The organism is Moorena sp. SIO4G3, assembly GCF_010692305.1.
GTDB lineage: Bacteria > Cyanobacteriota > Cyanobacteriia > Cyanobacteriales > Coleofasciculaceae > Moorena > Moorena producens_A.
On record NZ_JAAHIG010000284.1, the window covers coordinates 1 to 11,595 of the forward strand.

An 11,595-nucleotide genomic window follows, 5' to 3' on the forward strand; every position below is an offset into this window, starting at 1 on the left:
CCGATTCCCGATTCCCGATTCCCGATTCCCGATTTATATCAATCCTAGTTTTACATCTCAAATTAAAATGCTATATTACTCCAATGTCTTCAAAAAAAAATCGAAAACCCAAAATTAAACCGTTGTTTAAGTGGCGGTTTAATTATCTTTATGATTTGCTACGAGAGCTAGTTAATCGGGAGATGAAGCTACTCTACAAAAGGTCAGCTTTAGGAGTAGCTTGGATGCTGCTTAATCCACTACTTCAGTTAGCTGTTTTTACCTTTGTTTTCAGTTTTGTATTGTCGGTTGATATTCCTCAATATACTTCATTTGCATTTTCGGGTTTGTTGGTATGGACATGGTTTAACAGCTCTCTTTTTCAAGCAACTGGCGTGATTATTCATAATCGCCCCCTGATCCGACAACCGGGTTTTCCAAACGCTATCTTACCGGTGGTGACGGTAACCACCGGTCTGATTCATTTTATTTTAGCCCTGCCAGTATTAGTTATCTTTCTGTTAATCGATGGTGTTCAGTTACAGCCAGTAGTTATACTGTTACCCATCCTACAAGCTCTCCAGTTTGCCGTTACCATTAGTTTAGCCTATCTACTAGCTGGGCTTAATGTAACGTTTCGCGACACCCAGCATACTATCGGTGTACTTTTACAGCTACTTTTTTATGTGACACCGATTTTTTATGATATTACTAATGTGCCGAAAAATTATCAGTTTTTGTATTATCTTAACCCGATGGTGCATCTGGTTAACGCCTATCGCACTGTACTAATTAAAGGCACAGCACCGGATTGGCTAGCTCTACTAGTTATGGCTTTGGTCACGTCAGTATGTTTACCTATCGGTCTTCAAATTTTCCGGTGGCAGAGCGATCGCTTTGTGGAGGAATTATAGATGGTTGATGCAATTATTGTTAAAGAACTCGGTAAACGCTTTAACTACTATCATCCTGACCGACCGTTTACCATTATGGAGGCGGCGCTGTCGGGTTTTCGGCATATTATGGCAGCGGAAAGGTTTTGGGCGTTGCAGAATATTACCTTCACCGTTTCCCCAGGCCAGATGCTGGGCATTCTCGGTCACAATGGGGCTGGTAAATCAACCCTGTTGCGCTTGATTGGTGGGGTTGGAAAACCTGATAAAGGGAAGGTTACGGTTAATGGCTCCATTGGAGCGCTGCTGGATTTGGGAGCTGGTTTCCATCCAGATTTGACTGGGCGAGAAAACGCTTTTGTTAGTGGTGTGGTAGCAGGTCTTACTCGTGAAGAGATGGGGCGACGTTTTGATGAAATCGTGACCTTTGCTGAACTTGAGCCGTTTATCGATAATCCAGTGCGCACTTATAGTACAGGGATGCAGATGCGGCTGGCGTTTTCGGTGGCTGTACACACAGACCCAGATGTGATGCTAGTTGATGAGTTTCTGTCCGTTGGGGATTTGAGATTTCAGGCTAAGTGCTTGGAACGAATTGCGCAGTTGAAAGAGTCTGGCTGTGCTATTGTCCTAATTTCTCACAGTAGCGAACAAATTGAGCAACTTTGCGATCGCGCTTTGTGGCTACAACAAGGACAAATCATGGCTTATGGTGAGCCAAAAGTGGTAGTAGCACAGTATGTCAATCAAATGCGATCGCAAACTCAGCAACGCACTCCCAACGGATCCTCCCAAGTGACTAGGTCTGGTGTGCAACTGCGAATGAATCAAAACCGCTTTGGCTCTCTAGAAGTAGAAATTACCGATGTGTTGCTGTTACCTAGCTTAGAGATTAATAGTGGTGATTCCTTAGCCATTGACATTGAGTACTTTTCACCTCAACCAATTGATGGACTAATTTTTAGTGTCCTGATTAGTACTGAAGATGGTCAAGTTTGTCTTGAGACTAACACAACTACCATGGGAGTATCAGTACCAGGTATTAAAGGTAAAGGAAAAATCAAACTCCATCTATCCCGCTTAGATTTAAACAGTGGTAAGTATTTTCTTGATGTTGGGGTTTATGAACCGAATCGGGCTTATACCTATGACTACCATTTGCGTGTTTATAACTTTTTAGTGCGTTCAAAATATAGTGAAAAAGGTATGATTAGCCCACCGCTTTGTTGGGATGTTGTTGAAGGTTGAATGTTGGTTGAAGGTTGAATGTTGGTTGAAGGTTGAATGTTGGTTGAAGGTTTAAGGTTGGTTGAAGGTTTAAGGTTGGTTGAAGGTTTAAGGTTGGTTGAAGGTTTAATTTTGGTTGAAGGTTTAAGGTTGGTTGAAGGTTGAATGTTGGTTGAAGGTTTAATGTTGGTTGACTGTTGAATTAGGGACAGGTAATAGGCAAGAGGTAACAGATTTAGCTTTACTATTCCCGATTACCGATTCCCGATTCCCGATTCCCGATTACCGATTACCGATTCCCGATTCCCGATTACCGATTACCGATTCCCGATTCCCGATTCCCGATTCCCGATTCCCGATTCCCGATTCCCGATTCCCGATTCCCGATTCCCGATTCCCGATTCCCGATTCCCTGTTCCCTTTGATCAAAAATTTACCAAATCTAAAACTAGTGAAAACAACAGTATATAGATTATTAAAACTGATTCAATCACTAAGTTTAGCTCTATTAATTCTTAGTGTTTCTGTACTTCCTGTATTTGCTGAGGAATCCTTGAGTGTATCTAACCGGTATTTGCCGATGGTATCTACAACCGATGATTCCCAGTTAAAACTAACTAAATTCCAGGATATAGAAGAATTTAGTGACAATTTTTTTGTCAATCAAATGACAGAAAATAATATTCCTGGTGCGGTATTTACCTTAGTAAAAGATGACAAGATTATATTCTCGAAAGGCTACGGCTACGCCAACCTTGAGGATAAGATACCGGTTATTCCTAACAAAACTCTGTTTCGTGTAGGGTCTGTATCTAAACTAGTTACCTCTACGGCAATAATGCAACTAGTCGAGCAAGGTAAGCTTAAGCTAAATGAAGATATTAACCAGTATCTTAAGGAATTTCAAATCAAGACTAATAAATTTAAGCCAATCACAGTTGATCATCTCTTAACTCATACTCATGGATTTGATGTAGCTTGGGCGATTGGCGGAGCCACTCTTTGCCAGTCTCAGCTGCCATCCTTAGAAAAATTTCTCACAGAAAATTTACCAGAGCGAGTGCGACCACCAGGTCAATTATATGTTTATAGTGATGTGGGATTAGCATTGGCAGGTTACTTAGTCGAAGTAGTTGGTGGAATTCCTTTCAGTGACTATATTGACCAAGCTATCCTACAACCTTTAAATATGAGTCAAAGTAGTTTTCAGCAACCATTACCGTCTCAGCTGGCTGCTGATTTAGCTGTGGGATATCAGTACAAAAATGGCAATTATATAAAGCAACCCTTTACCTGTAATAAAAGTGTTCCTACTACAGCGTTAAGTACTACTGCTGAAGACATGGCTCACTTTATGATTGCTCATTTACAGGGAGGTCGTTATGGTACAGAGCGTATCCTGAATGACACTACAGTAAAGGAGATGCACCGCCAACACTATACTAATTTTCCCAACATTCCTCAAGTGGCAGGATCTACTTATGGTTTTTTTGAGCGCTTTGTGAATAATCAACGGATAATTGAGCATGGCGGTAGCATGTCAGGGTATACTAATCTGCTATTTTTAATCCCAGAACAAAAGTTAGGTTTCTATATTGCTTACAATCGTAACACTCTTAATGAAAATTTGCGAGACGACTTGGTTGAACAGTTTTTAGATCGTTATTATCCTGTACAGAAAACCATTTCGTCACCTACTGAAACGATTACTAAAGCTATCACTGAAGCTGATAGTACCCAGCAGTATGACCAGCAATATGAACAGCAATATAAACAAATAAAGGGCGGTTATCGCTTCATTCGATATCCTCGAAACTCCCTGGTTAAACTAGCCATGGTTTTGCTAGAATGGGGTAAATTGTTGATTATTAAAACTAATAAAGACCACACGTTAACTATATTTCCAGGTAGAAGTACATGGGAGGAAGTCGAGCCACTTCTATTTCGCGCTACTGACAGCAGTATGTATATAAATTTTCGGCCAGATAGTCAGGGTAAAATTACTGGTATGTCTATGAGTAGTCATGTCCATTTAAGCTATGAAAAGTTACCCTGGTACGAAGCTCCTGTTTTACAGCTTGGACTGGCAGGATTTTCTGTGACCATCTTCCTATGGGGATGTTTAGTTTGGCTAATTAGACCATTAGTTAGCCGCAAAAATAAAACGTTATCTATAGTTTCACGACATACTCGTCTGGTGGAGTTGAGTATTGGTCTTATTAGTCTGTTGAATTTATGCTTTTTGATGGGAATGGGGATAGCTATTAGTACAATAGATTTCTGGGAATTTTTCTTCGGAATGCCCCCTGTGATAATTGCGTTACTTTATCTACCCATTGTGACCACAGGCTTGACTACTATAGTATCGATTATTGCTTTACTGGCTTGGAGAGACAAAAACTGGTCTTGGATTAGACGAGGGTATTATTTTTTGAGTATGCTAGCAGCATGGCTATTTATCTGGATCTTAAATTCTTGGAATTTATTAGGATTTAAATTTTAATTTTTGTGATTAGACAAGGGGAAGCAGATAATGAGGTTTTACAAAAACGAATTAATTCCCAATCAAATAATGACCTTGAAGTTGATTTCAAGGTCTATTTGATCAAGAATCAGAAAGCTCAGATAAATGCGATCGCATTTATTGTATTCTCTGTTCTGTATTGTGCTCAAGTTAACCTTGCCGATCCTGCCAGCCTTAGCAATCCATCACCACTTAGACCTAGGAACTAGCGCCAGCTTTATGGTCTAGGAAATTAGTCAGGTTTAATGAAATAGATCCCAGTCCCCTTTTGCCTTTTGCCTTTTGCCTTTTGCCTTTTGCCTTGCTAAAAAGCATTTAAAATGTGTTTTAGCTTAAACCCCTCCTAACACACTACCCATCGCACGAACCATATTCTGGGGCTGAAACGCATCCATAGCCGCCGTCGGCTCATACCCACAATGGACCATACAATCGGCACACTTAGGATTACCACTAGCGCGACCATACTGATCCCAATTCGTTTCCTCCAGCAATTCCTTAAAAGTGGAATAATGCCCTTCATTTAACAAATAGCAAGGCTTTTGCCACCCCAAAACACTGTAACTAGGACTTCCCCAAGGGGTACACTCGTAATCTTTCTCCCCGATCAGGAAATCCAAAAATAAAGGATTATGGTTAAAATTCCAGGTTTTATTCCCAGCCTTGAAAGGCGCTAAAATTTCCCGGAACATCGCCTTAGTCTGTTCCCGCTTCAGGAAATGCTCCTGATCCGGTGCCCATTCATAACTATATCCAGGAGAAACCATCATGCCGTCAATACCCAACATGGCCAGGAAATCAAAGAACTCCTGGATTTCCTTAGGATCAGTTCCCTCAAACACCGTCGTGTTAGTAGTCACACGAAATCCCCTAGCTTTAGCGGCTCGAATTGCCTGCACTACCTTATCAAATACCCCCTGACGGTCCACACACTGATCATGCCGTTCCCGTAAGCCATCCAAGTGAACGCTGAAAGTCAGGTAAGGGGAAGGTTGGAACTTATCCAGAGACTTCTCTAACAACAACCCATTGGTACAGAGATAGACATACTTTCGCCATGCCACCAACCCCTTGACAATGTCGTCAATTTGTGGATGAAGCAGAGGTTCTCCCCCCGGAATAGAAACCACAGGAACACCACACTCTTTCACCGCAGCAAAGCACTCTTCAGGAGTTAGCTGGCGCTTGAGTATTTCCGTAGGATGCTGGATTTTGCCACAACCGGAACAAGCTAGATTACAGCGGAACAGAGGTTCCAACATCAGCACCAGGGGAAAGCGTTTACGACCCAAAAGACGCTGGGTAACAATATACTTTCCGACATCAAGAGCTTGTTGTAATTGAATTGCCATAATTGTCCTCACACCATATAATCAACGCTAATCATTGAGGGTAATCATGATTACCCCAAAGCTTGAACTATGATCAGCTTCGCCAATAAATTTATAATACTTTTGGTGAATTGCTTTAAATCCTAGACTTTACCGCAGTTATCAGTTTCCTCTTGCCTATTGCTAGCATGCCTATTGCCTCTTGCCTGCTCCCTGCTCCCTGCTCCCTGTTCCCTGTTCCCTTACCTCAACCAATCAACAGCATCCTTCAGGGCTTTCCTAATGGAAGATTGGGGTAACCCTAACTCTCTAACCGCTTTCGAAGCATCGTAATACATCGGGTGTTGTGCCATCCGCACCCCATTGAGCGGAATAGAAGGGGTTTTGCCGAAAACAGTCAAGACGCACTCATCAATCCAAGCCATACTCAGCGGTAGCCAGACCGGAACAGTTTTTTGAGGCGCACTCAATCCAGTAATTTCCGCAAGTTGCTCCAATAAGGATTTGAAGGATAGATTTTGGTTACCTAAAATATAGCGATCGCCTTTTTTCCCCCGGTCTAACGCCAACAGGTGACCCTGAGCTACATCCCGGACATCAATAAAATTTAATCCCGTATCCAAATAAAATGGCATTTTCTGCTGTAGGAAGCGCACAATGATTTCTCCGGTAGGAGTTGGCTTAATATCCATTGGACCAATGGGAGCGCTAGGATTAACAATCACCACATCTTGACCAGATTCAGCTGCCTTGATCGCTTCCCGTTCAGCAAAAAACTTAGATTTTTTATAGTCACCCACCAATTTCTCGACAGGACTCTGATGGGTTTCATCCACAATTTCCCCAGGTTTACCCACACCAATAGCCGCTACTGAACTGGTGTAAACAGTGCGTTCAATCCCAGCTTGAGCAGCACTTTGTAGCACATTACGGGTTCCCTGGACATTGTTACGATAGAGTAAATCTCGATCCGCTTGCCACAGGGAATAATGGGCAGCGACATGAAATAATACCTGACATCCCTGCATCAGTTCGGACAAGCCTGGATCGTTTAAGTCACCGATAACGACTTCTATATCTAGACCTTCGAGGTTATCGAGTTGGCTAGTAGGGCGCACCAGAGCTCGCACGGAGTATCCTGCTTCAAGTAGCGATCGCACAACATGAGCACCGATAAATCCTGTTCCTCCAGTGACGAAAGCTTTGATTGCCATTGATTTAGCCCCTCTCTTTCCCGATTCCGTACTTCTTACCAGAAAATAATCCTACCCAGCAATCTTCCAGCAGAGTATACAATACTGGTACAACAATCAAACTCAACAACGTAGACGTAAGCAATCCACCAATAATTGCCACAGCCATCGGTTGTCGCAATTCTGCTCCTGCGCCAAATCCCAATGCCAAGGGCAACATTCCCAAAATAGTCGAAGCAGTAGTCATTATAATTGGTCGCAAACGCACCACTCCCGTTTCCAGAATTGCCTCAGTGCGACTTAAACCACCTCGACGAAGTTGGTTAACATAATCCATCAGCAAAAGCGCATTTTTGTCAAGTAGTCCCAGCAAAAAAATGAGACCAATCAGGGAAATCATGCCAAAATCACTCTGGGTGATCAGAAGTGCCAGCATTGCTCCCACAATAGATAAGGGCAACGACAAGCCCACCACCATCGGTTCTAACAATCGACCAAAAGGCAAAATTAGCACTAGCAGCATACAGGTAACAGACAAGGTCAAGGTGCCAGCAAAACTCCCCAGCACATGACTACTCAGAGCCGAATCTCCCCACAGTTCTAAGGTCACACCATCCGGTAAAACTGATTTGGCAAGCTTTACCACCTCCTCAGTCGCATCTCCCAACCTGTGACCCTGGTTAAGGCTAGCGCGAACATAAACCCCTCGCTGACCATTAACATGCTCAATCTCAGTAATCCTATTCCCTCGATTATTCTGACCAGTTGCCTCTACATCCACTAATCCTGGTAATGTCTCAATCCGAGTTTTGAGATCCGCAGCAGTATTGCCTAACACCTCTAAATCATCACCCAATAAAGCAACTTGAACCGGTTTTTGAGTAGGTAGTTCGATAAACTGAATATCTTCAACACTAGTAGTTACACCAGAAATCTTCGGCAAAGCAGCCCGCATTTTTTCCTGAACCTGAGCAGTAGTATATTGGCGATTACGTTTAAGTTTGACCTGAAGGTTACCTTTTTTGGGATCACCCTGTACCCCCACAACCGTATATACCGATTCCACTTCAGGGAAAGCCAGCACCGCCTCTTCTAACTGCTTAGCCACCTGCTCAGATTGCTTCAGTACCAATTTCATCCCACTTTTAATCGGAAATAGACCATTAAACCCGGAATTTGATAGTTGTGGTTTTGATAGTTGTGGTTTTAGCTGCTCCCTAAGGTCTGAATTAGTATCTGAATTAGTATCTGAATTAGTATCTGAATTAGTATCTGAATTAGTATCTGAATTAGTATCTGAATTAGTATCTGAATTAGTATCTGAATTAGTATCTGAATTACTTAATGGCTTTGACTCCTCACTGTTAGAATCAAACCCTCCCAAATTCAGAATCTTATCAATTAAATCACCAAATTGAGAGGCACTAGGCATCTCAGGCAACGGTGCTGTATAGGTAATCATAAATTCCCCTCGGTCTAGGGTAGGAATAAACCCCTGAGGAATTAGGGGAATCAGAGAAATTCCAGCCACAAAGCTCAATACCGCTAATCCCACTACAAATTTCCGATGCCCCAGGGACCAGCCCAGCAAATCAGGGTACTTAGGATTAGACCTCAACCAAAAGTCGAAAACTACTCTTGATAATCTTTCCCTATTCCCTATTCCCTGTTCCCTTCTACCTGTTACCTGTTCCCTATTCCCGTCTTGATGCAGTCGCTCATGGGGGAGACCCCCAAGACCGCGCTGCATCGCTGTTCCCTGTTCCCTGTTCCCTTCTTCTCTCAATAATCTTTCCCTGCTCCCTGCTCCCTGCTCCCTGTTCCCTGCTCCCTGCTCCCTGTTCCCTGTTCCCTGTTCCCTATTCCCCTGTCTAGGTTTAAGCCAATAAACCGCAAGAACTGGGCACAAGGTTCGAGCAACCAACAAAGAGGTAAGAACTGCTGCCGAAACCGTCAGACCAAAGGGTTTAAAGAACTGTCCTAAGTTACCACCCATTAAACCAACCGGTAGAAATACCGCCACAATGGTCAAAGTAGAAGCAGAAACCGTCAGACCAATTTCATTAGTAGCAGAAAGAGCAGCTTGCCGAGGAGACTCCCCAGCCTCCAGGTGCCGAGAAATGTTCTCGACTTCTACAATGGCATCATCAATAATAATTCCAATTACCAGAGCCAAAGCTAGTAGAGTAATGGTTTCGAGATTGAACCCATAGATAGCCATCACTATAGCGGTTCCGAGCAGAGAAATTGGAATTGCCAAGGCAGTAATTAGGGTGGCACGCCAGTTACGCAAGAAAGTAAAAATTACCAACACTGCCAGAACAATTGCCAGTACTAAACCATCAATAGTAGATTGAGTCGCTTCCCGGATATAGTTAGCTTGAGTCACTGCTAAGACTAACTGCACCCCTGGCAAACTACCTTGTAGCCTTTGCACTGTTTTCTCTACCCGACTAACTACATCTAAGGTGTTAGCATCACCCCCTTTGATCACCTGAAAAGCCAAAGCTTCCTGTCCATTGAAGCGAATCCGAGTCGGGGTAATGGGTATGGGTGATTCGGGACTATCTCGCGGCTGTTCCTCCTTAATAATTTCTGGTGCTTGTTTGGTCAACTCTGAGCCAGAATTGAGAGCCGTAAACGTAGTTTCCCCCCCTCCCAACAAATTGACTTTCAGAACTCCTGGAAGTTGAGCAATCTCTGGTAAAATGCTAGTCTTAGCAATGTCAGCTAATTGCTTCAGGTCTTTAGTATCACTCTTGATGGTGTAGCTAACGGCAGAGGATTCGTTCAAATTGAAGGGAATGACCTGAAAGGTTGCACCTTCAGGAAGAGCAATCTGCCACAGTGTCTTTTCAACCTCCATTGAAGAGGAGTTGAGATTGGTTCCGACATCGAAATAGAGGGTAACTACTGTTCGACCAGGGTAGGTTGAGGAAACCATCTGATCGAGTCCTGCCAAAGGCAAAAGCCTTTCCTCAATCCGTTGAGTCACTTTCTGCTCCGTTTCCACGGCAGTCTCCAATGGCACTTGAGCATTGACCACCACCACCGGAAACGTAATATCTGGGAATAGGGCATACTTAAGGGAACTGAAGGCCAAAAGCCCAGCCACAACCATTGCGATCCAAAAACCTATGGTTACTCGGGAATACTTAATGGCTAACCGAGAAATATTGAACCGCTTTCGTAAGACCTTGAGGGAAGTCAACTTGACCATCGAAGACAATTATTATGTCACTGTTTCCCTAGGATATACTTTGAGCGATCGGCTATAAGATCGGATTAGATTCTAAGGAATAGATTCTAAAGACATGGGATTGATCAGGTAGCGCCACACTTCACTCATGCATTTGCTAGCAATGGATAAAGCTCTAGACCAAGCGATTGAGCTATGGTATGGGCGACAGCCCCGCGCTGTACCCGATAGGGTCAGCGTCTCAAAGATACCGTAAGGATAGTGGAGCCTTTATGGTTGGTCGGTTATGCGTAAAAGGTTAAAACTTTATGATTAAGGCTCCACTATCTATCGGTTTCGTCTCTAGGAAGGATAGCCCGGTGGCGGAGTGGAACGGAGTCACCAATTAGGAATCTTTGGGAACAGGGAAACGAGCTATCAAGCTTCTGAGCAATTCAGAGGAGGTCATCCCTCTGCGATCAGCTTCTTGTTTAAGCTGCCTTTTCTCGAAGCTGGTTAACCGAATCATTAGTGTTTTGTCTTTCATTTTCGCATTGACACATGTAATTACATCTGTTACTATAATAATAGGTCGAAAACAGGAGGGCAACAATGAGATATGCATACCAGTACAGGCTGCGATTAAGTAAATCACAGACACTTAAGCTAGAAAAATGGCTTGATATGTTGCGCCACCAGTACAACTACTTACTGGCTGACAGATTTAACTGGTATCAACAGAATCGTTGTGCAGTAAATTACTGCCCTCTTGTTTGCTACCTGCCGGAGTTAAGAAATAATCCTGACTACTATTCCCAAAAGCGAACTCTACCTCAACTAAAAAAAGATAGGCCATGGTATCAAGAAATTCATGCACATGTTATACAAGACTGTGTCAAAAGGGTAGACCTAGCTTTTAAGCGGTTTCTAAAAGGGGATTGTAATGGGAATAAGAGTGGCAAGCCTCGGTTTAAAAGCAAGAATAGGTACCGCTCTTTTACTTTTCCATCTCTCTCTAAGAACCCAATTAAGGGCAATATACTGACATTGCCAAAATTTGGGCAAGTCAGAATGATCTACCACAGGCCAATCCCTGACGGCTTCAAAATAAAAACGGCTACGATCACCCGAAAGGCTGATGGCTACTACGTTAGTGCGGCTCGTTCCTAATAGGAGCCTCCAGAAAATGGAGAGGTATGATTAGGGGGATTCGCGGGATATAATCCCAAAATCCTAACTGTTGCATGGATGTGGGTGAAGACCCCACCCT

The 11,595-nt window shown here is 43.2% G+C and carries 8 protein-coding genes and 1 pseudogene; 5 read left to right on the forward strand and 4 right to left on the reverse strand.

The window, feature by feature from the left end:
- The 4 genes from F6J99_RS33050 to F6J99_RS33065 all read left to right on the forward strand — a co-directional run.
- On the forward strand, nucleotides 1-893 hold an 893-nt coding region (locus tag F6J99_RS33050; protein WP_365974743.1), incomplete at its 5' end, for an ABC transporter permease.
- Entirely contained in the window at nucleotides 894-2,120 is a 1,227-nt protein-coding gene (locus tag F6J99_RS33055) for an ABC transporter ATP-binding protein (RefSeq protein ID WP_293119404.1), read from the forward strand.
- A gap of 169 nt (nucleotides 2,121-2,289) precedes the next feature.
- Nucleotides 2,290-4,602 carry a serine hydrolase domain-containing protein gene (locus F6J99_RS33060; protein ID WP_293119406.1) on the forward strand — a complete coding sequence of 771 codons (2,313 nt, stop codon included), beginning with the start codon at nucleotides 2,290-2,292 and terminating at the stop codon, nucleotides 4,600-4,602.
- A 5-nt stretch (nucleotides 4,603-4,607) separates the two neighbouring features.
- Complete coding sequence (locus F6J99_RS33065) at nucleotides 4,608-4,832, forward strand: hypothetical protein (protein ID WP_293119408.1); 225 nt, start codon at nucleotides 4,608-4,610, stop codon at nucleotides 4,830-4,832.
- Nucleotides 4,833-4,955: 123 nt separating this feature from the next.
- On the opposite strand, the gene hpnH is transcribed toward F6J99_RS33065, so the two are convergent.
- From hpnH to F6J99_RS33085, 4 genes are all read right to left on the reverse strand, one after another.
- Nucleotides 4,956-5,975 carry an adenosyl-hopene transferase HpnH gene (gene hpnH / locus F6J99_RS33070; RefSeq protein ID WP_293119410.1) on the reverse strand — a complete coding sequence of 340 codons (1,020 nt, stop codon included), beginning with the start codon at nucleotides 5,973-5,975 and terminating at the stop codon, nucleotides 4,956-4,958.
- Nucleotides 5,976-6,196: 221 nt separating this feature from the next.
- Nucleotides 6,197-7,168, reverse strand: coding sequence for a hopanoid-associated sugar epimerase (gene hpnA / locus F6J99_RS33075; protein WP_293119412.1), 972 nt, complete (start codon nucleotides 7,166-7,168; stop codon nucleotides 6,197-6,199).
- Between the two features lie 4 nt (nucleotides 7,169-7,172).
- The gene (locus F6J99_RS33080) at nucleotides 7,173-10,367 is read right to left on the reverse strand and encodes an efflux RND transporter permease subunit (RefSeq protein WP_293119414.1); all 3,195 of its coding nucleotides are present in this window, start codon (nucleotides 10,365-10,367) and stop codon (nucleotides 7,173-7,175) included.
- A gap of 364 nt (nucleotides 10,368-10,731) precedes the next feature.
- Nucleotides 10,732-10,872: a CopG family transcriptional regulator gene (locus tag F6J99_RS33085; protein WP_293119416.1), complete on the reverse strand. Its 141-nt coding sequence runs from the start codon at nucleotides 10,870-10,872 to the stop codon at nucleotides 10,732-10,734.
- A 65-nt stretch (nucleotides 10,873-10,937) separates the two neighbouring features.
- Between F6J99_RS33085 and F6J99_RS33090 the strand changes: the two are divergent.
- Nucleotides 10,938-11,480 (forward strand): annotated as a pseudogene (locus F6J99_RS33090) (transposase); the annotation flags it as partial.
- Nucleotides 11,481-11,595: the final 115 nt, after the last annotated feature.